Origin of the sequence: Mediterraneibacter hominis (assembly GCF_014287475.1) — a bacterium.
GTDB classification, from domain to species: domain Bacteria; phylum Bacillota; class Clostridia; order Lachnospirales; family Lachnospiraceae; genus Mediterraneibacter; species Mediterraneibacter hominis.
Genome location: NZ_JACOPF010000002.1, coordinates 667,154 through 693,512, shown reverse-complemented (window position 1 = coordinate 693,512; position 26,359 = coordinate 667,154). Strand labels below are relative to the sequence as shown.

General features: G+C 42.3%; 26 protein-coding genes. 2 read left to right on the top strand and 24 right to left on the bottom strand.

The features are described from left to right. Positions 1-85 precede the first annotated feature (85 nt). From H8S37_RS12855 to H8S37_RS12820, 8 genes are all read right to left on the bottom strand, one after another. A complete protein-coding gene (locus H8S37_RS12855) occupies positions 86-1,174 on the bottom strand; it encodes an NAD-dependent epimerase/dehydratase family protein (RefSeq protein ID WP_243207181.1) in 1,089 nt (362 codons plus the stop codon). Beyond that, a complete protein-coding gene (locus H8S37_RS12850) occupies positions 1,175-1,882 on the bottom strand; it encodes an IspD/TarI family cytidylyltransferase (RefSeq protein ID WP_186876453.1) in 708 nt (235 codons plus the stop codon). It abuts the gene before it with no gap. Positions 1,883-1,898: 16 nt separating this feature from the next. Next, complete coding sequence (locus H8S37_RS17540) at positions 1,899-3,623, bottom strand: ATP-binding cassette domain-containing protein (RefSeq protein ID WP_186876452.1); 1,725 nt, start codon at positions 3,621-3,623, stop codon at positions 1,899-1,901. 10 nt (positions 3,624-3,633) lie between these two features. Further along, on the bottom strand, positions 3,634-4,458 hold the full coding sequence (locus H8S37_RS12840; RefSeq protein ID WP_243207180.1) for an ABC transporter permease: 825 nt from the start codon (positions 4,456-4,458) through the stop codon (positions 3,634-3,636). Further along, positions 4,430-5,845 (bottom strand): hypothetical protein, encoded by a 1,416-nt coding sequence (locus tag H8S37_RS12835; RefSeq protein WP_186876451.1) that lies wholly within the window; start codon positions 5,843-5,845, stop codon positions 4,430-4,432. Before H8S37_RS12835 ends, H8S37_RS12840 begins: the two co-directional genes overlap by 29 nt. Next, positions 5,799-6,638, bottom strand: a complete 840-nt coding sequence (locus tag H8S37_RS12830; RefSeq protein WP_243207179.1) for a glycosyltransferase — start codon at positions 6,636-6,638, stop codon at positions 5,799-5,801. The genes H8S37_RS12835 and H8S37_RS12830 overlap by 47 nt, the downstream gene beginning before the upstream one ends. After that, positions 6,607-7,797, bottom strand: coding sequence for a glycosyltransferase family 4 protein (locus tag H8S37_RS12825; protein ID WP_186876450.1), 1,191 nt, complete (start codon positions 7,795-7,797; stop codon positions 6,607-6,609). Before H8S37_RS12825 ends, H8S37_RS12830 begins: the two co-directional genes overlap by 32 nt. A 244-nt stretch (positions 7,798-8,041) precedes the next feature. Next, positions 8,042-8,209 (bottom strand): hypothetical protein, encoded by a 168-nt coding sequence (locus tag H8S37_RS12820; RefSeq protein ID WP_186876449.1) that lies wholly within the window; start codon positions 8,207-8,209, stop codon positions 8,042-8,044. A 303-nt stretch (positions 8,210-8,512) separates the two neighbouring features. Between H8S37_RS12820 and H8S37_RS12815 the strand changes: the two genes are divergently transcribed. Continuing rightward, positions 8,513-8,833 carry a nucleotidyltransferase domain-containing protein gene (locus tag H8S37_RS12815; protein WP_186876448.1) on the top strand — a complete coding sequence of 107 codons (321 nt, stop codon included), beginning with the start codon at positions 8,513-8,515 and terminating at the stop codon, positions 8,831-8,833. A 20-nt stretch (positions 8,834-8,853) separates the two neighbouring features. After that, positions 8,854-9,117, top strand: coding sequence for a hypothetical protein (locus H8S37_RS12810; protein ID WP_186876447.1), 264 nt, complete (start codon positions 8,854-8,856; stop codon positions 9,115-9,117). 17 nt (positions 9,118-9,134) lie between these two features. On the opposite strand, the gene H8S37_RS12805 is transcribed toward H8S37_RS12810, so the two are convergent. The 16 genes from H8S37_RS12805 to H8S37_RS12740 form a co-directional block, all read right to left on the bottom strand. Then, on the bottom strand, positions 9,135-10,559 hold the full coding sequence (locus tag H8S37_RS12805) for an ABC transporter permease (RefSeq protein WP_186876446.1): 1,425 nt from the start codon (positions 10,557-10,559) through the stop codon (positions 9,135-9,137). Further along, positions 10,516-12,042: a COG1361 S-layer family protein gene (locus H8S37_RS12800; protein ID WP_186876445.1), complete on the bottom strand. Its 1,527-nt coding sequence runs from the start codon at positions 12,040-12,042 to the stop codon at positions 10,516-10,518. The genes H8S37_RS12805 and H8S37_RS12800 overlap by 44 nt, the downstream gene beginning before the upstream one ends. Further along, positions 12,029-12,739: an ABC transporter ATP-binding protein gene (locus tag H8S37_RS12795; RefSeq protein ID WP_186876444.1), complete on the bottom strand. Its 711-nt coding sequence runs from the start codon at positions 12,737-12,739 to the stop codon at positions 12,029-12,031. Before H8S37_RS12795 ends, H8S37_RS12800 begins: the two co-directional genes overlap by 14 nt. 260 nt (positions 12,740-12,999) lie before the next feature. After that, a complete protein-coding gene (locus H8S37_RS12790; RefSeq protein WP_186876443.1) occupies positions 13,000-13,917 on the bottom strand; it encodes a CHAP domain-containing protein in 918 nt (305 codons plus the stop codon). 39 nt (positions 13,918-13,956) lie between these two features. Next, positions 13,957-14,307 carry a ribonuclease gene (locus tag H8S37_RS12785; RefSeq protein WP_186876442.1) on the bottom strand — a complete coding sequence of 117 codons (351 nt, stop codon included), beginning with the start codon at positions 14,305-14,307 and terminating at the stop codon, positions 13,957-13,959. A 1-nt stretch (position 14,308) separates the two neighbouring features. Continuing rightward, positions 14,309-14,518 (bottom strand): hypothetical protein, encoded by a 210-nt coding sequence (locus H8S37_RS12780; protein WP_186876441.1) that lies wholly within the window; start codon positions 14,516-14,518, stop codon positions 14,309-14,311. Between the two features lie 54 nt (positions 14,519-14,572). Further along, on the bottom strand, positions 14,573-14,698 hold the full coding sequence (locus H8S37_RS17170; protein WP_330605003.1) for a CD1375 family protein: 126 nt from the start codon (positions 14,696-14,698) through the stop codon (positions 14,573-14,575). Between the two features lie 56 nt (positions 14,699-14,754). Next, the gene (locus H8S37_RS17435; protein ID WP_279287374.1) at positions 14,755-14,874 is read right to left on the bottom strand and encodes a CD1375 family protein; all 120 of its coding nucleotides are present in this window, start codon (positions 14,872-14,874) and stop codon (positions 14,755-14,757) included. A gap of 2 nt (positions 14,875-14,876) precedes the next feature. Next, complete coding sequence (locus H8S37_RS12775; protein WP_186876440.1) at positions 14,877-15,287, bottom strand: hypothetical protein; 411 nt, start codon at positions 15,285-15,287, stop codon at positions 14,877-14,879. Between the two features lie 840 nt (positions 15,288-16,127). Next, the gene (locus tag H8S37_RS12770; protein ID WP_186876439.1) at positions 16,128-17,117 is read right to left on the bottom strand and encodes a tyrosine-type recombinase/integrase; all 990 of its coding nucleotides are present in this window, start codon (positions 17,115-17,117) and stop codon (positions 16,128-16,130) included. 356 nt (positions 17,118-17,473) lie between these two features. After that, positions 17,474-18,127 carry a collagen-like protein gene (locus H8S37_RS17295; protein ID WP_243207178.1) on the bottom strand — a complete coding sequence of 218 codons (654 nt, stop codon included), beginning with the start codon at positions 18,125-18,127 and terminating at the stop codon, positions 17,474-17,476. Positions 18,128-18,142: 15 nt separating this feature from the next. After that, positions 18,143-18,958, bottom strand: a complete 816-nt coding sequence (locus tag H8S37_RS17165; RefSeq protein ID WP_207723962.1) for a collagen-like protein — start codon at positions 18,956-18,958, stop codon at positions 18,143-18,145. Between the two features lie 5 nt (positions 18,959-18,963). Then, positions 18,964-20,454 (bottom strand): phage tail spike protein, encoded by a 1,491-nt coding sequence (locus tag H8S37_RS12755; RefSeq protein WP_186876438.1) that lies wholly within the window; start codon positions 20,452-20,454, stop codon positions 18,964-18,966. Positions 20,455-20,466: 12 nt separating this feature from the next. Next, complete coding sequence (locus tag H8S37_RS12750) at positions 20,467-21,195, bottom strand: hypothetical protein (RefSeq protein WP_186876437.1); 729 nt, start codon at positions 21,193-21,195, stop codon at positions 20,467-20,469. A gap of 71 nt (positions 21,196-21,266) precedes the next feature. After that, entirely contained in the window at positions 21,267-21,794 is a 528-nt protein-coding gene (locus H8S37_RS12745) for a hypothetical protein (RefSeq protein WP_186876436.1), read from the bottom strand. A gap of 58 nt (positions 21,795-21,852) precedes the next feature. Then, positions 21,853-26,349 (bottom strand): phage tail tape measure protein, encoded by a 4,497-nt coding sequence (locus H8S37_RS12740; protein WP_186876435.1) that lies wholly within the window; start codon positions 26,347-26,349, stop codon positions 21,853-21,855. Between the last annotated feature and the right edge of the window lie 10 nt (positions 26,350-26,359).

The following is a 26,359-nucleotide window of genomic DNA, read 5'->3' as shown; positions in this document are numbered from 1 at the left end:
TGTATCTCCTTTTCTTCTTTCTATTTTTATTAATTATTAAACCAATATCTTATCGGGCGAAGCCCGTCATCCCAAAGGGAATACGTTACGGTGTGCCCCTTGGATATCTCAATATTTTTATTGTCCTCTCAATTCCACTTTTAATGGGATAATGTGCATGATATCCAAGTTCTTTTAGTTTTGTTTCATCCAGCCTAGCCTTTGTTGCCCTGCTGTATCCTCTTATTTCTGTTTCGTCCGGCTTGTCAAATATTACTTGTGTTCCGCATATATCCGCTACCATAGCCGCCAGGTCTTTCAGCATTATATCTGAGTTCTTATCCGCAATATTGTAAGCAGCGCCCTTTTCCCCACACAGCAGTACAGTAAGCAACCCTGCCACTGCGTCCGCTACATAGGTGTAAGAATAGTACTGCGTGCCGGAGCTTTTTAATATAATATCTTCTTTTGCCAGTCCTCTCTTTATAAATTGGCTCAACGCTTTTGTATCCGTTTCCAGCATCGTTGCTCCATAGCTTCTCGTGAACCTTGGAATTACAGCATCTATTCCTTTTTGTGCAATATACGCCTGACACAAGGCTTCTCCACACCGCTTGCTCTCCGGGTATCCTGCTCTTAGAGTATTACAGTCTATATAGCCGCAATACTTTTCATCAAATGTTTCTGTGTCTCCTCTATTTTCCCCATATATTTCATTCGACGATGCGAAAATCATTCTTTTCGCCTGACAGTTTACTGTAAAATCCAACATGTTTTTCGTCCCCGTCACATTCGTCATAATTGTTTCAATCGGACGCAGCGCATATGCCACAGGATGTGTTGTACTTGCAAGATGAAGGACATAGTCTGCATAGACAAATTCAAGGTTTTCCATAGATTCATTCACGTCATGTTTTATAAATTTAAAATTCTTATCATACCGCCATTTATAAAATCTTCTTTTTGCCCGTTCCTGGTCACGTCCTATCGCATAAATTTTACAATTCAACCCAGATTTATTCTTTGTCATAATTGCGTCGATCAGAAAGCTTCCTATCATTCCCGCGGCTCCAGATATCAGCATTGATTGGTTTCGCAGCTTTTCCCACGGTATTTTCAATTTACATATAAATGTAAGATCTTCTAAATAAAGCTTATCTTCATAAAATTTCATATATACAATTCCCTTTTTCATCTAATCCTTCTTTTCTTTTTGCAGATATGCTTTAAACAGCTCAATGTCCTCTTTTGTAGTCAATTTTATATTTTTGTCAGAACCTGCCGCGAGATAGAGCTTCTCCTCCAAATCTACCATCATTGTATTTGTGTATGAGGAACCATATATACCGATTTTTTTCTCAAACGCCTTATGGTAGGCCCTGTCGATCTTCTTGAATTTATAAGCCTGAGGCGTCGCTACTTTTCTAAGTGTTTCTCTTGGAATATACTGGGATGTGGTCCTGTCGTCCTTTACGATAAATATCTGTTCATTATATGGCATAGACGTCACTGCATTTCCAAACTGCCGGCACTTAACAATCACATCTGTCAATACAGAAGTCTCTACAAGCGGCCTTATTCCATCATGAACAATTATGATATCGTCATCCTCACAGTAATTCTCTAAATGAAAGACTCCGTTTCTTATAGATTCCTGTACCGTATTTCCGCCTGAAATTATCCACTTTAATTTACTTATCCCTAATTGTTTCGCATATGCCCTCACTACATCATGCCATCCGTCAATACACACAACCTCTATAGCGTCGACAAGCGGATGTTTCTGAAAATTCTCAAGTGTATATATAAGAATAGGTTTGTCATAAACATGGATAAACTGCTTCGGAATATCTTGTTCCATTCTAGTGCCTGTCCCTCCAGCCAGAATTATTGCAATGTTCATATGTCCTCCTGTCTTTTTACATTTTCTGATATGCTTCACACACCATTTCCGGTTCTCCCACTGCTCTTAATTTTCCTTTCTCTATCCATACTGCCTTTGTACAATTACTTTTAATAACGGAAGTAGAATGGGATACAATTAACACAGTGGAACCTCCGTTCATCATCTCTTTAATTCTTGCCGTACTTTTCTTTTGGAAAAACATGTCCCCTACGCTTAACACTTCATCCAGAATCAGGATCTCCGGCGTATCCCGGATAGTTGCAATAGCAAATCCCAGCCTCGACACCATACCGGAGGAATAGTTTCTTACTTTCTCCTCCATAAATCCTTCCAGCTCCGCAAATTTTACGATCTCCTCGTATTTCTCATCTATAAACTCCTTCGTATAACCGATAATCGCCCCGTTCAGATATACATTCTCCCGCCCTGTCAGTTCAAAATCAAACCCTGTTCCCAGTGTCAGAAGCTGTATTTTGCTTCTGTCTACCACTGCCTTTCCTTTGGTTGGCGCAAGCACACCCGATATGATTTTTAACAAGGTACTTTTTCCGGAACCATTTGTCCCAATGATGCCCACCACTTCTCCTTTATGTACTGTAAAACTTACGTCATCCAGCGCTTTAAACATTTCATAGCTTCTCTGCTTCTTAATCGTCCGGATTAGAAGCTCCTTGATGCTGGTCGCCTCATCCTTTTCTCGTTTAAATTCCATTGTCACATGCTGTACGTCAATCTCTATATGTTCTTCTTGCTGTTCCTGTAAATTTTCTGTGACCTTTTGCTGCAAATCTTGCATTTTCTTATGATGCTGTCTTTTATTTACAGCTCTATATCTATACCTTCTCTTTTTCCTTAAAATGTGTATTAGAATAAGGAGTAACACAACAAGAATAAAAAACAATGCCAGCAAAATGAATAGAATCATTTTCTCCGCTGCTGTGCCGCTTTCGATGTCTTTCTCCTGAATTACTTCTGCTTTCGAAGCCGTACCTTTCTCCTCTTCTGCCATTTTCTGTTCCGGTGGGCTTTTTGCCGGCTCTGCCCGGTTTACTGTCAGTGTATAGAGCGCCTGACTCCCCTCTTCATTTGTCGTTGTAATCTGTATCGTATTGCTTCCCAAAGCAAGTTCTGTATCCGATACACTCACCGTAGTTGTATCTGCCTCCGGAGTTCCCGTCACTGTTATTCTCTCTGTGTCCGCACCTACGTCCAGAGTATAAGAAAATGTGTCCGGCCTGAACTCTTTCAGCGGCTCTCCGTCTATGGCCAGAGCGTTCAGCGCACACCCTTCCGCCAACGCAACTGTAACAGGTACAGACGCCGCGGCGGCGGAAGCTGTTTCTCCCGATTCGTACTGTACAGTGACACTCTCAATCGTAATCTCTGTCCTACCTGACCGCAGGGGAATAAAATAGAGCATCTGACTGACTTCTGTATTTCCTCCCCCTCCTGTTTCTACTCTTACCCGTCCTTCTGCTTCCAGACCGGCGCCGGAACTGTACTGCAGCATCTCCGGATCATACACTACGGTCATTTCTGCAAAATACACCGGATTATCCGAGGAAACATACACTCCGATTGGTGATTCCTCCCCTTGTACCCATTCATAGGACTCCGATCCGAAACTGGCGGTTTCTCCTGCCGCTTTTATTTCTTTTTCTCCGGTTAAAAAAACTACTGTCAGGCTTACTGCCGCTGTAAATAGGACTGCAAGCCATTTTTTCCCTTTTCTTTGCATACGGCTCCCTCTATATTTTCTGCATAACTTTATTTTTATTTTTCCGGAATATATAATATCCTGCTGCATATACAACCGCCGCCCATACCGCCATGCGGATAATTTCCCATACAGGCGGCATAACGCCGTACATCATAATGCTGCGCATCGCGTCTATATAGTTATAAATAGGATTAAATTCAATCACCGTTCTAATAACCCCCTCCAAATTTTCTATAGGATAAAAAATGGCTGAACAATACATCCACAACGTCAGCAAAACAGAATATAGGTGCTTCACATCTCCAAAAAATACATATGCTTCTGCTAAAACAAAAGAAATTCCCATTGTAAAAAACAATAAACATAAGACAATACAGGGAAAAAACAGCATCGTTATTTGGGGAGTCACCTGAAAAACAACAAGCATTACCATATAAGCCAGCCCTGAATAGCCTAAATTTGTCAGCGCCGTATATACACGCGCTATTACAAAAATTTCCATCGGAAGCCTTACTTTGATCAACATATTTTTATTATCAACCAATGTCGTCATCGCCGCATTTGTCGCTCCTGTAAACATCTGCCATAAAATATATCCTGTCAGATAATAGATCGGGAAGTTCTCGATGGAACGTTTAAACAATTGTGAAAAAATCAAAGATAGTACCGTCATCGACAGAAGTGGATTAAGTACACTCCACAATATCCCCAGGTAGGATCTGGAATATTTCCTTTTGATCTCCCTGGATGTGAGCTCCTGGATGACAAAAATATACTGTCTCCTTTTTTCATTTCTTTCTTTCTCTGTCATATTCTGTCTTTTTCTACGCTCCATTTTTCTCTTTCCTGCCATTTTTTCTTCTCCACATATATATTTGCCTTATATAAAGCAGGTATTTATACATACTGTACTGTATAAGGTGATACCCCGGATGCCTGGCACACCGCACCGCGCTTCCTTCATACCAAGCGCTTTCTTTTATACTTTTCTTCCGGATTCCCAGCAGAAATGCCAGCTTGCTGATCAGATGATTTTCTTTTAATTCTTTCCGGCTCATCTTAACCGCTAACGCTTCTTCGCCATACTCAAGCACGTCGTCGCAAAACTGTAGTCTTCCCCACTGTTCTGCTTCCTTTCTTGTTGGTTTTCCCATAAAAAGCCCCAGTGTTTTTTTCAGTCCTTTTCTATTTTCACAGTCTGTCTGCCTTATATCCTCTACTCGTTCTGCCGCCTGCTGTATATACTGCATCAAAACCTTTTCAAGTCTCTCCATATATCTTTTTCTTTCCAGACTTATCTCCCCATACACCGGCGCAAACCTCCCACCTCTTTGTTTATATCCCAAAGTCATGCCATGAGGTGCGCTGAAGAAGCTTTCAAATACATTGTTATTAAATCTCACCTTTTCACAGAGCTGTCCTTCCGGGCTAAAATAATAGCAATGATACCTCTGTCTTTTCACTCCCCACGGGAGCTCATATAAGCCGAAATAGTATCCCTCCAGTTCCTCTTTACGCCCCATATATGTTAGAACCTCTTGTAATGTTTTCTGCATGGAGCCTACCCACCCACTGTCTACTACGGCATCAGGAACACACTCCAGAAACCCTTCCTGTGCAAGATACCCACAGAGCGCCGGCATCGCTTCCAACGAACGCCTTCTCATGGCATTCATAAAAACCCCACAAGCAGACAGTTCTTTTTTTAGTTCTTTTAATTGTGCGTAGGAAACACTCTCTTTTCCTGTCCTGCCCAGTATAGTAAGTACCTCTTCTTTTTCTGTTTCCTTTAGCCCCGCACGGTTAAGAACTCTCTCCATATTCAGCCCTATGCTATCCCTGCATATATATGTCAGCGCTTCCCTTTCATTCAGATGAAACATAGGAAGCCGCAAAGCATAGCGGGAACAGGCCACATACCGGCAATCGATGTCAAGTCCTAACCGTTCCTTATAGACCAACGCGGCCCTATACATGAAATATCCGTCCCTGGCGAGAAAATAAAGCCGTTTTTTTCCGCTTTGCAGTGCCTGCCTAAGCACCCACAATACAAACGCGTTTAATACAGGCCCCATTACATAGTTTCCTATTTCCCAAACAGGGTCTTTCTCTCTGTCTGTTTTTTTTCCCCCCGGCTCTTTTTTTCCTGTATTTTCCGTTGGACAATACCTGTCTTCTTCTTTTAAATATTTTCTATATAATTCCAGTCTTGCCTTTTCCCGTTGTTCCTGGAACAGCATCCTTCTTCCTCCTCATCATACGCCGCGCTGTTTTTATACCGGGTACAGCCCCTGCTAAAGGCCTGCATACATATGGCAGTGTGGTGAATTTCAGAATACGCAGACGCTTAAACCCCTGCCACCGTATCTGCATTTCACAAAAGCGGTACGTGATTTTCCTTTTTCCATAACTATCCTTGCCCTCCCTATATAAAAACAGCTTCTCCTGTAAGTTATACCCCTGCATTCCTGCCGCGTGCAGCCGCATGAATAGTTCATAATCCTCGCATCTCCTTGTTGCCTTCGATATACAGTACCCTCCGCAATTCTCCAGTATTTCTCTTGAAAACATTACAGAAGGATGTATGTAGGGAGAATACTTTAGAAAATCCTTTGCCTCTGGAAGTTCTGGAAGCTTTTCTTCCCCCCATATTCCGGTGTCATCTATCAGCCCGGCATTTGTTCCTACCCATCCATACTCTGGGTTTTCCTCTAAAAACCGGCATTGCCGTTCTAACCGCAGGGGCAGTGAAATATCGTCGTCGTCCATCCTTGCAATATACTTTCCTTCCGCCCGCCTGATACACTGATTTAAGGCAAAGGCAAGTCCCTTGTTTTCCCTGCTGCGTATCCAGCGTATCCTTCTGTCCATCTGTGAAAACATATATATCTTCTCTGCGTATCTTTCATCTGAACCATCATCATATAAAAGCAGCTCCCAGTCCTTTAACGTCTGTTCCTGTATAGACTGTATAGACACCTTAAGTCTTTTTTCGTCTGGATTATATACCCCCATAATCACCGATATCTTCATCTTTCATTCTCCGGTATATTATTTCCATCTTTCTCTTTACTTGTTTTTTAGCAAAGCTTCCAACGGATTCCCTGCATCTTATCTGCATTGCTTTCCTTTGTTCCACAGACTGGTTTTTTATAAATTCTATACCTTGTATAAAACTGTTTTCGTCTCTGCCTTGACAGATATATCCATTCTCCTTATGCCTAAGGTATTCTCTCGTTCCTCTGTTATCTGCCCCTACTACCGGAATCCCCATAGACAGAGCCTCCAGCGCCGCCATTCCAAGCCCTTCTCTTATGGAAGGAAACACAAAACAGTCCGCACAGCCCACAATTCTTCTTACATCTGTCTGATATCCGTACAGGCTTACATTTTCACTTAATCCCATCTCCTCTATCTGCCTTCGTATTCTGTCATAAAAAAATCCGTCTCCACAAATTCCATACACAATCCCCGATATATCTCTTTTCTGAATTTTCATTCTGTGCAGCGCCTTTAAGATAATTTGTTGGTTTTTATTTTCGTTGAGTTCTCCTACTGTAACAAGAAAGAATCTGTCCGCATTTCCCATACTCTCCCTGTTCTTTTTCTTTTCTTCTCCCGACAGCGGATGAAAATATTCCATATCCAGACCAACTCCGGGAACCAGATACACTTTTCCCTTTTTCTTAAGACAAAATCTGCCGGCAGCACTATAATCTTCTTTATTGATAGTAATAAGTATATCCGTATATCTTGCCAGAAAACGTTCTACAAGATAGTACACTGTATTATTCAGCAGAGGAGCGCCTTTGTAGAAGTGAAAGCCATGAGCCGTATATATTACTATTATATTTTTCTTCTTAAAGTATCTTCCTGCAAGACGTCCCAGCACGCCTCCCACCGGCGTATGACAATGAATCATAGATATTTCGAATCTATCGATTATATCTAAAAGCTGATCAAATGCTTTTTTATTTTCCCGTACCATATAAGGAGAACGCTCGATATCAATATGGTGTGCTTCTACCCCTATTTCCTTTAGCTTTGTTTCCTCAAACAGATAATGCTGTTCTCTCATATTCGCCGCATAATGCACTCTATATCCCAGGCTTTGCAGGAGCTTTACATTCTCCGTTTCAAACTTCATAAGGAAGCCCCCTACTGTAGCCAGTATCAGTATGTTTTTTTTCATAGCTTCTAAAACCTCTTCGGGGGAAGGAAAACCGCCTCTTATGGTTCTACCCCCCCCCCCTAAAAATTTCTTATTTTCTGATATAAAAAATAACGTATCTATGTATATTATTAAGAATCTTTTCCATTTAACATTTCTTATAAAAACACAAAAATACCGCCACACCATTAAAAATGGCATGACGGTATACGCCCGCAAAAGATCATATTTCTATTTTTCTGTACGCAAAATAAAACAGGTCTTTCTACCTGCTTAGTGTCTGTCTGTCTGTCTGTCTGTCTGTCTGTCTGTCTGTCTGTCTGTCTGTCTGTCTGTCTGTCTGTCTGTCTGTCTGTCTGTCTGTCTGTCTGTCTGTCTGTCTGTCTGTCTGTCTGTCTGTCTGTCTGTCTGTCAAAATGTTATTCTTCAACATTTTCTCTGTCAACCCTTTTTCTTTTGTTTATATTCTTTCTGCATTATATATCATCATTTACAGATTGTCAAACCGAATACTGGCATTTATCCCCCTATATCCTTTCCATACTGTGGGTAGATGTCTCCTCTCGGACATCATGTCTGTATTTGCCAAATAATTTTTATAGCATCCAGAAAGAAAACGCCATACTATTTCGTCATACGCAAGAAATCTTTCCTTGAGCCTGTATATAAATTATGATAGAATGTCCACAGACAATACTGGAAATCCGATATTATTATAAGAAAGGAGCCGTCCGCCATGAAGCATCTTCCCAATACAGGAATTAAGCCGTCAGTACTTCACGAAATTTGTTTTCTCGCTCAGAAGCATCACTTAGAGAAAGTACTGCTGTTTGGCCCCAGAGCAGAAGGTACGTTCTCTGCCAAGAGCAGTATACAGCTTGCAGTCAGCGGACGGCATACCGCCGCATTTTCTCTTGATGTAAGAAAAACAGCGCCGACATTTCTTAAAATCGAAATCACTGTTCTGGAGAATCCCCTTTCAGAAGATCTTCTCCAGGAAATCAAAAATACAGGAATTCTCTTGTACGAAAAGAATTCACATTTTGACGCCGTATAGAATATAGAAAGGAAAGAACTATGTTTCGTTTATGGGGAAAAGAATTTAAAGACAATCGAATGCTTAGAGACACTGTAATCTGTGACGAAACAGATGACACACGCACGCATAAAATTTTCAATGCGCTGGATGCCATCTGTTACGAATTTGATTTAAGCAAGCCAATCTGGCTGGACTCAACTATTTCTGAATTTAAACGGCATGATAAAGCACGTTTTTACCAGGATAACTTTGTAGATTCTATTGATTTTGATTATCTGGAAATTCAAATTATAGAGGAATAGCTGTGTTCACTCTTTTATCATTCATTTCTTATCGCGGCAAGCGGACTTAGACGCATTGCTCTTTTCGCTGGGAAATAGCCTGCCGTCATCCCTACCAGTACAGCGAAAGCCAGGGCAGCCGCCATAAGCCACGGTGGTATATAAGATATATTGCCATCCAGCCCTATAGCGCTTCCGTTTCCAGTTAGGAAGTTAATCACAAAAGACATCAGAAAGCTTAGTACACTTCCGATCACGCCTCCTACAAATCCTATAAATGCCGCCTCCAGCAAAAACATCTGTTTGATATTTTTCAGGCTGCACCCAATCACCTTCATAACCCCTATTTCCTTTGTTCTTTCATAGATAGACATCATCATTGTATTTGCGATTCCTATCGCTGCCACGAGCAGGGATACCGCACCAATACCTCCCAGCACCGCCTGCACCATTGCAAACTGCTTTTTCATGCTTTCCATATACTCTGCATTTGTTGATACATTGTAGCCCATCTCCCGTATCTGTGCTGAAAGCGCATCTACTTCCTCCATGTCATCCGCCTGTACGGTTGCCGAAGAATACACAAACTTGCTGTAAGGTTTCCCTGACTTCGTACTTGGCTGTCCAGGAATCACACTTCCTCTGAATTCTTTTTTCAGCATCTCTTTTAATGTGTCCAAATCACAGTATACGTAATAATAGTTCGCGTTATATGCATTAATGTCTCCCTCTATTACTCCACTTGCCTTTACCACATATTTTTTGGCTGTTTTCTTTAGAGCAGAAGCTGCGCCACCATTCTGTACATTTTCCCCGTTTTCGCTACCGGTTCCCATATCTGTGTTCTCCTGAGACTGAAAATAGGTACTTTCATCCAGGATAAGAAACATCTGGTCTTTCATAAAATCAATATCCGGCAACTCGCCCGTATCCCAGTAGCCCTTGCCTGTAGATTCTTCATAGAAGGACTGGATAACCCCGTTTCCCACTACAAGATCTAAATTCTGGCTGTCCGGATCTGGGAGCGTTCCGCCCGGCGCCAGATCCATTTTCAACTGTTTTAATCCTTCCGGTGTCATTCCCCTTAATTCCAGGTAGCCGATATATTTTCCTTTCAGGGCGACTGCATTCAGACTGAGAACCGGCTCGGCGCTTTTTACATGTTCCATCTCCCTTAGCTGCGCAATCACTTCATCTGTAATATATTTATCTGACTCCTCCTCACTTCCCAAAGAAGAACTGTACATACCAGTATCAGTCTGCTTTCCTGTGACAGTCAAACTTGTCATCCCCCCAGACTGTTCGATTTCTCTGTACACAGATTCCTGCATGCCAAGTCCAAGGGAAATCATCACCACAATCGAGGCCGTTCCGATTACCACGCCGAGAATTGTCAGAAATGTACGAAGCTTCCGGCGCCTAAGGCTCGATATGCTCATCCTCAATAAATCGGTCCACCTCATCTAACAACTCCTCCTCTTCCATGACTGTCTTCTTTTTCTTTCTCACCTTAATGACTATCACCACTATAACTGCGATCACCAGAAGCAGAACAATCAAAAGGATAGGCAGGAGGGGAAATCCTTTTTCATCTTCCTGCGGCATCATTGCCGACATATCTGCCGGTTCTGCCTGTGCAGTCACTCCCAGGGAGAATTCTTTTTCTACTGTAGATGCTTTTCCTGCTTCGTCTTCATAACTTACCACCATTTTACATTTGGCATTTTCTGTTGTCTCAGAGGTGCCTGTCACAATCCCGTCAATTGTTCCTGTCGCTCCTGATTCCAGATTTCCTATAAAGATTTCATCGCCTTCGATCCCGTCTCCTTGAAATTTCGCCTTTACATTATATAATTTAATCCGCCCTGTATTATATAAGCTACAGGTGATATTCGCCTCTTCCCCCACTGCAATACTTTCGGGGGCAGCCTTAATCTCACTAAATTCGAACCTTGCCGCTTGTTTTACTGGTATTGCCAGACTGGAATTTCCCTCGTATTGCGTCTGGCTTCCATCCTCGTATTTCATCGACATTGCGATGCTGTACGGCTTCTGTACCAAGTCCGCCCTTGCATTCAAATCAATTTCAATATCCCTTGTCTCCCCTGCCGGAATATTCTCCAAATAAACAGAGCTAGACCCGGAAGATGGAAGAAAGGCAGGCGCTTCCGCCGCTGCTTCTGTACCAGAAGACGGAGCCTGGAAATCAAACAGCATGTTAGATACTCCTGTCCATGACGCTGTATTCTTTATATGCACCACCAGCTTGAAGTCACTTCCTGCATTCACTTCCCCTGGTTCTGTACTGAACCCGGTCACAATGACACGAGGTACGGATGCGTTCCCGGAACCGCCGCCCGATACTACAGGATCGCCGTTGACTATGCCGCCGTCGTCCGTTCCGTATGTCTGTATGCCGCTTCCTTCATCTCCTGTTCCCGACGGTTCACCTGCTCCGCCGTTTTGCGTTTCGCCCTGCTCCTCTGTCTGTTCTGCAACGGTTTTTACATAGACATACTTGTTCTCTTTAAATAAATTTGAGTCGTCTTCATATGTGATCGTAAAATTCAATGGGTAAGATTTGCTCTCTACATCTGAGCGCACCTGAAAGTCCCAGGATACGGTTTTTGGCTCTCCTCCTGCCGGTATTTCTTCCAACTCCCGTTCATAATTCATGCTGTCGATGTCAAACGGCCAGGACGCCGCATCTTCGAGGACAGGCGTTACCGTCACATTTTTCGCCGGCGCTTCCCCTTGATTTGATATGTTAAGTTCCAGTTTCACCTTCTCGCCCGCCTTATATGTAGGCGTACTCTGCCCTTTTCCCACAGAAAGTTTAATCTGCGGAATCGCTGTATCTCCCGCTCTGACTCCCGCCGGCGCAAATATTCCTGCCATCAATAAAGCCGCGCAGAGCAGGCTCACTGTCCTTTTAATCAGTTTCATGGTGTTTCCCTCCTAAGTTTTCTATCTTTACAATTTTCCCATCTATAATATGGAACACTCTGTCCGCGTATTCTGCGAGGTGATTGTCGTGTGTTACCATGACAAGCGTCCGTTTCTGTTCCTGCACAATTTTTTGCATCAGCCGCATGACTTCTTCCGAGGTATGCGAGTCCAGATTACCTGTAGGCTCGTCAGCAAATATAATTTTGGGATCTGTCACAAGTGCGCGCGCCACTCCCACTCTTTGCTGCTGTCCACCTGACATTTGATTTGGCATGTGCTTCTTATGCTTCTTAAGACTCATAAGATTCAACATCCTATCTGCTTTTTTCAAACGGATATCTCGTGCTTCCCCTCTGAAGCTTAACGGCAGAGCGACATTTTCCAATGCAGTCATCGTTCCGATTAAGTGAAAGGACTGAAAAATAAATCCCACATTTTCTCTTCTAAATTTAACTAATTCATCTTCTTTCAATCCCTCTATATGCTGTCCGTCTATCACGATCTCACCTTTCGTCGGCTTCTCCAGCCCCGCCAGCATATTCAAAAGTGTGGATTTCCCGGAACCGGAGGTTCCGACTATAGCGCAGAATTCTCCTTCGTATATCTCAAAGTTCACCCCGTCTAATGCCCGTACAGCAGAGTCCCCGACACGGTATAGCTTATATAGGTTTTTCACTTCTATGACTTTTTTCACACCGCCCCTCCTTCACCTTTTCTTTTTCCTAATTTTTTTGTTTCGGGTATTTACTCCTTTTCCAGTCTATAGAAAAGATTGAAATATTTGTATGGGAATTTATTTAAGAATTTCTTAAGTTTTTTAAACGATTTTACGCCATTTCCGGCATTTTTTGTTGTAAACGTGTTGTAAACCTATGTTATTTCATTTACCAAAATATCCTATTTCTTGAAGATGATACAATATTCTTCCCCTGGGATTGTCCCAGGGGATTTTTATTAGCCTATATACATCTGCAATCGGTCAACCGGCACTCCTACTTTTCCAGCGTAACCATCCATCAGCGCATTCTTGTCCATATCTCTTTGGTATGGGTAATAGTCTTGATTAACCGGCGACAAACGATAATAAATGTATTTATCCCCGTTTGGGCTGTACAGATATGCTTCCAGGGTTGCAATGGCGTGTTCTCCGTCTCCGGCATATCCGTTATAGTAATCTGAAAAATCGCATCCGTCTACAAATTCATGCAGTACGCCGTCCACAGTGCGTACCCGATATTTGATGTTTCCCTTTGTCACACGGATAGCAATACCGTATATTTCTCTTCCTCGTATTCCTGCGAAATCATCCCCGGAGCTATCCGGTTCCAGGTTTTTTATTTCCGGCAGGATTGTACCGTCCTCCAGCATGACGGAATAGTATATATCAATACCGCCGTTGTCTGCATCGACAGCATTATTGCTTCCAGTATATTGAGGACGACAAAACGCAGTAAAATAACTACTGTTATTATTATACACAGTCTCCTGGACACATCCTCCTCCACTGCCACCATTACCTTCAATAACTTTCATATATCCACTTGAATAATTAAATTCCGTTACAAGCGCAATATGATCCATCCAAGAGGTATCAGTTCGCCCATCCCAATTAAAACATACATAGTCCCCCGGCTGCACATCCTTGTCCGCAATCCTCGGAAGCTGGTTAAATATTCCACTAGCAGCTGCACTTTTGTCGTAACCTAATCCGCCCAATTCATTAGCAATATAGCTCTGAAACGCAGCGCACCACGGATATGTGCCTGCGTCATAACAGTGGAATCCCCAGTACCATGTATTGAATATATTATCCGTTCCTGATACCCCAATATACTTTTGGGCCTGTGCTATAACTTGTTGTACTGTTGCCATATTTCACCTTTCCCCTTCTGACATCAAAAAAGGACGCTATTACACGTCCTCTGAATCCTCGTTATACTCTGCTTCTTCCCAGCGCGTCCTCCGCCACATTTCCGCAACCTTTTCCCAGCCGGACGTTGCTACTATATATACAATAAATGAAGCTATTACCGCAGCTACTATGTAATACCACAATAGCTGTATTTCAAATATAATGCATAAAATAATTACTGCTAAAACCGTGATAATAATAGATATTACTAGCGCCACCGCGTTTGTCTGAATTTTTACCAGTCCCGGCATTTCCTTGATGACTTGCGTGATTAAACTGACTAAAAATGCCAAAATGCCAATTCCCATGACTGCATACATTACATACTGCATTAAAATTTCCATATTCATTTCATTCCTCCCTGTTTTCCAAATCATCTATCCTATGATTTGCCACTTTCATTTTTTCTTCAAGGATAGAGGTTCGTTCAATTACCTGATTATGCTTTTCTACCTTTTTCTCCAGCTGCTCTATCCTGTATTTAATCAACTGTGTTCCGCCGAAGCTGCCTGCAAGCGTACCTATCAATGATACAACAGCTACTATTACCGTATCCGGCATGTTTGTCCCTCCTTCTGTTTTTTTTGCAGGCGGGAAGTATCCCGCCCACTCTCCTTACTCTGCCAGCTCCGGTACTTCAAGGTCAATTAATACCTGCTTAACCTGCGCTTTGATTTTCTCCGGCACCTGGTCGATTGTCTTTTTCCCTTTGACAATCAGCGTTGCGTAAATAACTGCCATAATTTCCGCCTCCTTTCTGAATACTATGCTGAAAATAAAAAAGAACAGCTTTTTCATCACTGCTCTTTCTCCCCGATAAGTTCCTGTACTTCCTCTTTTAACAGTTCCGGTACATCCTCAATCGTCTTTTCTTTCTTACGGATTAAATCTGCGTATATTTTTGCAATGTAACTCATGTTTATCCCTCCATTCCTTCGTAAATTTCAACAACTGCAAGCTGCAGATCTGTTATCTGTGTTGCATTAATATCTGTAGCCTTTTTTGCCTCTTCTGCTTCCGTTTTAGCAGAAAGTGCATTTGCCTCCGCAGATGTCAAGCGCTGTTCTGTCACATCAATCGCTTTTGTTAAAATAACTGTTTTCGTTTCATTGTTCAGTAATACGCCGCCAAGCACGGACCACCCCGGTAACTCTCCGAATTTTTCCTCGCTGTCCGTTAGCAGTTCAATTGTCTCCAAATTCGCGGGTACTGAAAAAATCTCTTGCACTTCTTCTGCAGTTTTATCTATAAAATCAATTTCAAGTCTACTATTCACGATTTCCGCACGGGATACTGTGTAAATTGTTTTGTCTACTAATCTAATTTTCATCAAAATTCCTCCTTCTAGGGGAAGTTCTTACTTAAATGATAATTACATTGTCGAAGAAGGCGAAAATGACAACGATCATTATCGAAAGTGGAGTAACGGCACGCTTGAGATGTGGGGAAAATTGATATTAAATAATGTTAATATCAATAATCGTTCTAATACTTCAACAACTGTTTATAATTCAATACAATATAGAATCACATTTCCGTTTGCTTCATTATCAGAATGTATTATAACCTGTACGAATTATTCAAATACAGGTGCATGGGTATCCATGTCCACTGGAGGAGACAGAAAATCTAGCTTCATGTTTTGGTTATATGCTGCAGGTATAAGTAATGGAAATTCACATTATATTTGTTGGCGTGCAACGGGAACGTGGAAGTAATTATTTCCATGTTCCAATAACGTGCCAGTTATAGACTACACCAAGATCGCTAATAGATGTGTTAGCGACCATGCGGAAGCCTATTAATGATTTATTGCTGTATGCTGCACCTGTAGCCCATATAATTCCGGAGCTTTCTACATACACGTTAGGTATAACTGATGTTGTAGATTCAATAGGTAGTGTAATATCAATAACATTACTATAATACGGTGCGCTATTTCCATTTTGTATCCAGACTTCCGCCCGCTTACGTCCCCACATTTCGAGCGTTCCATCAACGTATTTTCGATAATATCCGTTGTCATTTTTACCAGATTCCGCAATTGAATTATCATTTAAGTAAGAACTTCCCTTTATATTTACTTTTTATAGTTACTTATAAAAGTACACAACAAAAACACCCGACCGGAAGCCGGATGCAAAAAAATATTCATTCTTTTATATTACTGCTATGCGCTTAAATATTTTCTGTGATGATACTGTACGCTGTCTTGTGACACTGTGCAATACCTCATTGTCGTCTGCAGATTTGCATGTCCCAAGAATTCGGCAACTTCTTGCACTGGCATACCTCTGTTAAGCGCGTTTGTTGCCGCTGTCCTACGGAATCTATGAGGATGCGCTTTTTCTACTTGTGCCCGTTTTCCAACTCTGCGTATTATATCTTCTATGCCTGCTTTCGTCAGCCTTTCATGCGGACTTTTTATAGATACAAACAGAGCTACTTCTGCGTCGGTTCTGCTCTGCAGGTATTCCCGCATGTACATATTTGTACGATCATTCAAATATACCCTCCTTTCCTTTGCTCCCTTGCCCCAAACTACTAAATCTTTACTACTGAAATGTATATCTTCTCTATTTAACCTAGCCAGTTCACTTACGCGGACAGCAGTAGAATATAAAAATTCCATCATTGCCTTGTCGCGGAGTGTTTTACAATTCCGCAATAATTTTTCCCTTTCTTCGTCGGAATAGGGTTTTTTCAATATTTTTTCTGTTTTTACTGATTCTACTAGTGCCATCGGATTTTTTCGTACTCGATCTCGATCCCGCATCCATCCAAAAAAGCTGCTGTATACTGCTCTGACGTTTTGCAACGTCTGATTACTGACATTCCTTAAATACTTATATGCACGCATATATTCAGATATATCCCCCGCTGTTACGTCTGCCACTGCTTTATTAATATACGATAACAGGCGCTTTAGTTCATATCTATACCGTTGCACTGTCTCTATTGATTTGCCTTCCAACGCCTTTGATACCAGAAAATCTTCCAGATCTGCTTCCCATGATTTATCAATTACCCTAACACTTGTTTCTTCAATGATTTCACATCCTGCGAAAACTATATTCAATACATTTTTTAGTTCTCGCATTTGATTCTCTTGCATCACTGACTGCATACGCCGTAGCACTTCCATTATTTTTTGTTCCATCTACTACACTCCTTTTTTATTTTTCAGTGTAGCAATTTCTATGTACTATGTATGCAAAAGATTATTGCATTCCTTAATTAAATGATAATATAGACGCTAAGGTCAAACATGTTTTATTACAAGCAACATCAAAAAACATTCCGCCAAATGGGTACAAAGGGTTTGATATAGCATATGAACCACCAGAGGGGTATATAATCGCATGTTACTGGGCTACAGCAGCATCTTATACAGCGCATGTTAATATGTATTACTACGAGACTGGAAAAATGTTTTCAGGTGCAGTGTGGAACGATACAGCTTCCGAAATAAAAATAGGATGCCGTATAGATATTTTGCTTCTAAAGTCTGAATAATTATTTCCATTTACCAAAGGCAAACCAGTCAACATCATGCGTCTCTGTTTTCTTCCCGTCAGCCTGCCGAGAATATAAATAAGCGCTTGTGAGGGATATTTTTTGTGCAGATAATAACTCATTTTGAAAACTACTGTTAATATATTTTCCTTGTGCGAATAGAAAGTATTCGCTTGTACTTTCCCCAGCGAAAGCGACAGGAAAAGTGATCGTTCCGTATCCGGCTGTATACGATATACCTAAGCGTCCCCACTGCTCCAATCTTCCGTTTCGATATTTTATGTAATTTTTTCCTATTTCTTCGATAGAATTATCATTTAATTGAGCAAGTGCTTCCGAGCAGGTTTTACCGTCCATGATAAAACCTTCTTCAGATATTTCCGTACTTTTTACAATTTTCTTCGCAAGCGCTCTGTCCGCATCCGCTAATATCCCCGTATCGCGCTCCCCAATATACCAGTTCCCATTTGAGCCTATGCTTGGAGCCTCTGCCATTTCCCCAGGTATTCCTTGCGGTCCTTGTTCTCCTCTTTCTCCTTTATCTCCTTTTGGTCCTTGCGGACCAGTCGCCCCCGTTGGACCTTGTGGTCCTGTTGGGCCCTGCGGCCCCTGTGGGCCTTGAACACTCCCTAAATCTATTTCTCGTACTGCCATTTTTCGCGCTCCTTTCTACTCGCCTATGATGTATTTCAGACGTCCGTCTACAACTTTCAGTGGCGGAACGGGGTCTGTGTCATTATGCGTTAAAATTAAATGTCCGTCTCTAACCGACATAGCAAATACACCAGGGTCAAGACTTGTTATCGCCGCAGTGCCGTCCTCGCCTTTTGGGCCTTGCGGCCCCTGTATTCCTTGAGGTCCCTGCGGACCAGTATCACCTTTTTCACCGTCAAACTCTCCGCTGTCACGCCGGTCAATCATATCCTGTACAGTAAAATTTACATTTTCCACTGCTGCATCAGTAATCCGTTCTCTTTCTGCTTCCTGCCTCTGCCTTACAATTTCATTTTTAATACGTTCTTCTTCTGCAGCTATTCTCTTTTTTTCTTCATCTATTGCCGGAGCAATCTGTGCCAGAGCGTCTACTAATGTCTGATATTCATTTGAGCTTGCTATTTTTATCATGCTGATGGCGTTCGGATATATCAAAACCTCTATTACCGCTGTGGATAATAGAGCATTTTCTCTGTACAGCTCTATTTCAAGTTGCCCCTGACCAGTAGCCGTGGACATCTGTGGAAGAATCTGTACTTTTAAAGAACCGTCTTCCAAACGTTCTATGTTTTCATCCGCGAGCACCTGTGTACCATCCGGCTTCTCCATTGCAATCTGTGGAGTCACATCCTCTCCTACCGTCACAGGAACGCCATTTTTCATTAAAGTTATTACTACATACCTGTCTGTAAAATCCCCCTGCTTCATTACCAATTTTTCAGATCCGGGATACCCATCCAAATCCGCCCTTATTTCTGCGATATATTCCATTATTCTCACCTCCCTGTAATGAAATAACTAATTTTGATTGATTTCGCCGTTGTCGGCGCTGATTCTATGATGTTATACATTTTGCAGTCTGATATTACTGTCAGTGTGTTTTCCTCCTGGTCATATTCCCAGCTGTTTTCTATAGATTGAACCACATCACTTTCTCCTACCGACTCAATGCTTTGAACTCCCAGCAGTATATCTATGTCCATGTCACTGAACAAAGACGGAAGCTGTACCACACCCCGACCGGTTTCAATATCTATATCAACTGTGCCGTTTAAAGTGAGTCCGTACTGATATGGGATTCCGCCTCTGCTGACACCGTTTTTCCCCATCACAGTTTCTGTGCCGTCACTATGCTGCACCCGAAGCACCTCCGGATTTCCATCTACCATATCAATCTTTACATGCCCGCCGTTTTTACCCGTCACTACGCTTATTGCCTCCAATACTGCGTCACTCGAAACCTGTTGCGCAACGGAAACCTTTTCATTTATTTCCGCGCGGATAGATTTCATAGAGCTTTCAATCTTTGGTGGTACAGCGCTTAATGTGATAGTATCGTTGTAATGCGCTTCCGGATATTCCTTAAATGCAATCACCCGGTGCTCCACTCTCGTTTTCCTTTTGCGGTCAATAAGAGTCACCACTTCATACATATACATATTTTCATCAAAGTTTCGGACATCACATTCATATGAGCGTACCGGATAGGATAGTTCATCTAACCTTTTCTTTGCTGCGGAAAGAAGGTTGGCTGGTACTGTGTAACGCTCATCAGACCAGCCAACCGAAACAATACGGTCACTGTACTGATGATTGTCAATGTATTCCTTACCTCCATTTACAGACGATATAGTAACTGGATTTCCGTCACTGTCCTTCTTGCCATAAGCATACAGCCTTGTTGCAAAATCAGATGAATTTCCCACAAATCCCACCGATTTCAGATTCAATTCATCTGTTACATAATCACCAGAAGGAACATACTTCGCAGGGTCAATAACCTTCACTTCCTTACCAGGAACATCAAAATTAAAAACGACCTCGTATACCTCCGCCGCTTTACTCAGCACGCTCTCTGCAGTGACATTCTCCAGCCCTTTTCCTTCACTGGCTTCGATTGTTGCCCGTTGAGTTATCCCTTCCGCACCAGTCAACACCCACCCTGACGGTTTTATTTTGTCGAACACCTGCTGTAATGTACTATTTGTTGTACGGAATGACCGCCAAAAACTTGCCCTCCAGTCATCTAAATCAAGAGCACACTCCACATTCACATATCCACCATGTTCGTCAATCTTTTTCACCGCGTATCGATTTGCCCCGTCCGTTATCCTGACCTCTTCCGCCAGATGTTTGTACGCTTCGTGTGTATCCGGAATCTCAAATTTCAGTATATCGTCGCCTTCATACTTATGCTCAATATACCAATCTGGCGCCCGCACATTCAGCGGATATACCGGCACTCCGTCTTCATATATTTTTAGCATTTCAATGCCCTCCTACGAAAAAACCGGATAAAAAGAAACCGTGACTGGAATTTCCTCCGACATCACTATTTCATTCTTTCTTGGCTGTATTTTAGGAAAATCTACCAGGTCTGTATGCGCAAAATAATTTACGCCGTTAGCTGTTACCCTCCCGACAATGCCGTCTATAACATACGTTGTTCCCGGATTCAAATCCTCTATTGTTATCCCTGCAACCGTAAAGGTTTCCAGTGCCTTTTCCGGAGATATAGAAATGCGCATACCAGATGATGTATTGCCTTCGTTGTAAATTACTGTTGTTTTTTCAAGCTTTTTTATAACAAGTGGTTTCCGCCGTATCACCGCAAATTTTAAGGACAGCAGATAATACGGCTCTACCTCCGTATTCTCACTGTCCCTGTCTATTAACACCGCAGCATACTCAAATATATCCCCTTCCTTACGGATAACACACTGTCTTGCCGCTGTGAGCATATTAGAAATATTAGTCTGTGTCGCTTCATAAGACGGACCGCCGACATAAAACTCTGCCACCAGTTCAGCCGGCTCTGCTTCTACATTAAACAGATTAAAATTGCTTCTGCCTGCCGCAGGTGAAAAATCCGGATCTATCGCTCCGGGAGTAACCTCGAAAGATTTCAGATCCGCATTAAAATCAATGTAGACGTCTTTTCCGTCAAAAAAACATCTCTCACCAACCTGTTTGTCCTCATTGTAATATTGAGGATTATAATCAAACAATTTAACCACATCCTTTACTTAAAAATTTGTACAAAAATACCACCCGCCGGAGCAGGTGGTAACATATTTATCTATTCTAACAATAACGTTGACATCCCAAAATACTGAGAGCCAACTGAAATGTCCGCTTCTCCATTAGACAGCACTACTGTTTCAAATAATTCATGTCCATCCATATCCACGACTTTAAAGGAATTATAGTATCCCTGCTCTGCACCTGATGTTTCATCTTCCATCAACATTTTTACAAGAGCCCCTTCTGTTATTAATTGGTCAAATATGGCCACAAACTTCTCTTCATTTACATCCGTGCTAACTTGTAGAACATATTGGTATCCTTGCCCATCTACAATTCCATAACCTACTTGATACCCTGTATCTTTTGACAGTGTTTCTGCAATAATGCTTGGAAAAACTTCTTTTTTCTTATTTTCAGATATTTCTTGTTGCAATTCAATAATTTCTTTTGTATTTTCAGCTTTTAATTCTTCTGCATCTTCAAGTTTTTTCTCCATTTCTTTATAATCTTTGTTACCACATCCCACTATTACTCCACAACACAAAATCGCCACAATAACCACTGATAAAATTTTTTTCATACGTTTTCCTCCCTCATTGGTATTTTCTTCATCATACCACACAAGGGAGGAAATTTCATCAAGTATTCTGTGATATTATCCTAGACACCACCGGAGCCTGCTTCCTGCCTACACGCTCATTGTCCAGATACACATCCCCATCTTTCATTTCTATAATCGGCTGTACAGGCGTATTTTTCATAACAACAGCCATTTTCTCTGCCACCTTATCTGCTAACATATCGTAATCGATACCGGGCGCAGTAAGGATAATGTCACCGCCTCTGTATCCACTTTCAACACGATAAGAAGCTGCGAAGCTTGATAACATTTCACGCCGTATTGCGGACTCCTGCGCTGTAACACCTAACAGTTCGCCGGTCTTTTCATACAACGCCAATGCCCGTGTACGTTTTTCCTGTGACAACGGGATAGCCATTTCAGGACCATCCTCACCAAAAATAGAAGGCTCTGTTGCTATTCCACCATAAGCGAACCCTGGTATCCCGTCTGTACTCCCCTTTTTAACGTTTACTGTAATACTCAACGGATTTTCGTCTAAAACGGTTTGCATTCCATTTCTCCCGGACAACGCTTCTGGATCCCAATTAGGGGTTTTCATATCTGGTGCGTCTAAGGTAGAAGATGTAACTGTTCTTTCCATCCCAGACACTCCTTTGTTTCCCATTGTATTCAATGCGTTTGTGAATCCTGGTGTGATATATGCTATTCTATTTCTCGTAGCTGCTCCCATTGAATCAATAGTCCCTGACGCTGCCGTCTGTACTGTTCCGCTGCTATTACTTACCCCCTGCGACAGGGTATCACCAAATTCAATCCCTAATCCACTCAACTCTGAAAGAATTCCATCTCTTTGTGTACCTTCTGCTGTTCTTAACTGGTTTAAAAGATTTACTGCCTGTAACTGTACTTCTGGGCTTTTTGTTGCCAGAGCTCCTGCCAGGCTGTCTCCTATACTAAAACCACACGCACTCATTACACTCTGTATTTGTGGTGCTGTAAGAGTTGTTCCGTTTTGCATTTGTGATAAGAGATTTATCGTCTGTGCCTGTACGTCCGGAGCCTTCGCTGCCAGCGCATTAATAACACCATCCGATACCTGTATTCCTGCCGCATTAAGCTGCGCCTTTACCCCATCTACCTGTTCTGTATTCGGTATTATTTCCTGGAACATTCCAGTAGCTGCATTGTACACAAGTCCATAGTTTTCCTTGAGAGTTGTTGACAATTCTTCCGGGATAGTCATTCCACTTTCTGCAGCTGCTTCCACTGCATTCTGCAATTCAGGAGATTGTGCAACCTGACCTGCTATCAGTTCCCACATATGATCTGTGTTCCCAGTCATAGCTTCCAGCTGATAATAATCCATCAATCCTTGATTTATATTTTCCGGGACAAGCTGTCCTGCTTCTTTATATGATTGAGCGATTTCTTCCAGTTGACTTACTTGGGGTTTCATAGTTTCCAAATAATTTTCCACATTACTCCGAGCAGCACCAGTCAATGTTTCAGAACCATTCCGCATGCCAGTTATTAAATCATTCCAAATTTGTGTCCAGTTTACTTCCATTCCCTGTCCGGCGGTTTCTAATCCCCTATTTATCTGTTCCGAAAAATCATTCATAGAGTCCCCGATTTTATCAGAATAATTGTCTTTGATAGTACCGATTTCTAGGTTTACATTATCAACAACTAATTCCCCAAATTGCTGATCAGCATAGTAATCTACTTCCTTTTTCTTTTCCTCAAATTCTTCCAGGCTTATTTCCCCATTATTGTACTGAATTTGATACTCAAGCAGAAGATTGCGTTTGCTTTCTTCTATCCGAGCGTCTTCCTCATCCAGTTTCTTGTTTAATTGTTCTTCTAAATTTTTAAAGCTATCTGCTGACAGACCGTCCTTTGTCGCATCTGCTTTCAGCGAATCCAGTTCCAAATCATATTGAGCCTGTGCGATTTCATCTAACTTTTTCTGTATTTCCGCCCGTTTCTCATCAATCAACTGCAGTTCTTCCTCGGATAGTACATCATCCTCCCATGCCTGATTAACCAGTTCCGCTAATTCTTCGCCCAGAGCAGTCAGTTCTCCATTCAAAGCATTGTAAAATTCACTGGAAGATTGTTGAAAATTAGAATTCATTGCGCTGCCAGGCTCAAAAATAGCGTCCACTGCCAGGCTCGCTGTATACTGCTGTTGTTCAATATAGGACTGTACTCCGGATACATAGTCCGTCACAGATTGCTTATATTCACCTTTTTCCTCTTCAGTCAGCTCCAGTCCTACTCCTATTTTCCATTCTGTTTTTTCCATTGTCTGGATAGTGCTCTCAATATTCGATTGCAGTTCCTCCAGTTTATCTTTAGCGTCAATGACAGCATCTACTCTCATAGTCCAGTCAGTAGTTGTTAAGCGTTCGGCAATATCCTCTACTTCTTCAGCGGATAACTCTATATCTCCAAAGTGTTTTTCCAGATCTGCTTCCTCTGCATCCTTTTTCGCTTTCTTTATAGCTGCACCAATCCCAATGATAGCAGTAGCGGCAATAGCCGCAATTCCAAACGGAGAACCGATTTTCGAAAGGATTCCTGAAAACCCGCCTAATTTTGATGTTGTGCTTACTGCCTGAGTACCTACATCTGCTACAGTTTCAGCTACGTCCCCTACTTTTTTCGCCTTTCCTGCTTTTTCTAGCAGTGTGCCGAATCCATCTGCCAGATTGCCTACTCCTTTTACGGCAGAGCCTGTCACTTTCGCCACTGGACCTAATGCTGCCGCTATTCCAGCCCCGTTTATAATGGTCTTCTGCATTTCCGGATCCAGATTGTTAAATTCTTCTGCCAGGTCGCCTACTACTCCCATTACCTCTGTTACAATCGGAAGTATCTGTGTGCCTGCCTCTATCCCGGCATTTTTCAGTTTATTCAACTCTTTCTGCATCTGTGCTGCAGAAGTAGCGTCCATTTTGTCAAACGCTTCCTGTGTAGCACCGGCAGAATTTTTCATCTGCTCCAGAACTTGATTGTATTCCGCACCGCCGTCTGACATAATAGAAAGAGCAGCTTTCCCACCTTCCATGCTTCCAAACATATCCGACAAGGACTGTCCGTTTTCCTCAGCTTTATCACTTAACATCTGTAAGATTTCCGTCAGCGGTGTTCCTTCCGCAATCAGCTGTGTAAATCCCTTTCCTGCAAGTTCACGAAGCGCTGTATCTGCAACAGTACCGCTTGCGCCCAGTTCATTTAACATAGAGTTGTAGTATGTCGTTGCTTCTGCCGTCTGGATGCCCCGCTTCGTCAGTATAGCCATTGATGTAGAAACATTGTCCATATCTACATTGAAAGCTTTTGCCGTCGGAATCACCCGTCCCAGAGAACTTGCCAATTCATCTACAGTTGTTTTTCCTATGTTCTGTGTAGTAATCAGCTTATCTGATATACTTGTCGCTTCATCTGCGCTTAACCCGTAAGCGTTCAGTACAGAGGTAACAACATCCACTGCTTTTGCCGTATCAGTAAAACCACCCTTTGCCAGTTTCACCATTTCTGTAGTAAAGCCGATTGCTTCCCCGGACTCTACGCCGGCGGAAATAGACTGATACAGTGCTTCGTTGAAATCTGTAATTGCAATTCCAGTCTCATTTGACGCAGAAGTTACCCCGGATTTCATCCTGTCATAAGAAAGAACTGTTTCATCTGCAATAGTAGACACTTTTGCGAAGCTGGTTTCCGCATCTGTCGCCATTTTTACAGAAGCGGTCCCTGCCGCTGCAAGCGGCGCTGTCACAGCCATAGACAGCGTATTTCCCCAGCCGTTTAATAAATTCCCTGCATTTTGCAGTTTTGTTCCTGTTTCCTGTAAATGCTGGCCCCACTGCACTGTCTTACTCTGCGCCTGTGCCAGTTCTGCACTCATACGGTTGATTGCCGCCTGCGTATTATTCAACTTTGTCTGAAATTCTGTTATCTTATTTCCTGACTGTTCTATTTCGATACCGTATGCTTCCCACTGGTTTTGACTCTGGGTCAAAGCGTTTTCATTTTCCCTGACCTTCTGTACTGTCCTTTCATAAGACTTTATCAGCTTTTCATGCTTTGCAGTAAGGTCCTGGACTTCCTGGCTGTTCTCTCCGTATTTCTTCGACGCTGCTCCAATCTCCTTGACTGCCGCCTTGTAAGCCGCGGAAAGAGACTTCTCCTTTTGTTCTGCCTTTTCTTTTTCCGCAGTAACCTTTTTAATGTTCTCTGCCTCTTCAGCCTGCTTTTTCTTGCTTTGCTCTATAACCGTATTCAGAGCTTTAATCTCTCTTTCGTACAGCCCGCACTGCTTTTGTGCATGTTCTATCTGTAAGGTAAGTTCTTTTGCCCGTGCCTGCGCCTGCTGAAATGCATTACCTGTCTCCTGGGACTGGGATTCCAGTTTGTTCAACTCGGATTCTGCCAAAGCACCTTTACGTTCCAGATCATCCAATGCCTTTACAGCACTTTTGACGTTGCTCTCCAGGCTCTCTGTATCCAGTTCTATATATCCCTTAGCCACTCCATAGTCTTCCATGTCTTACACC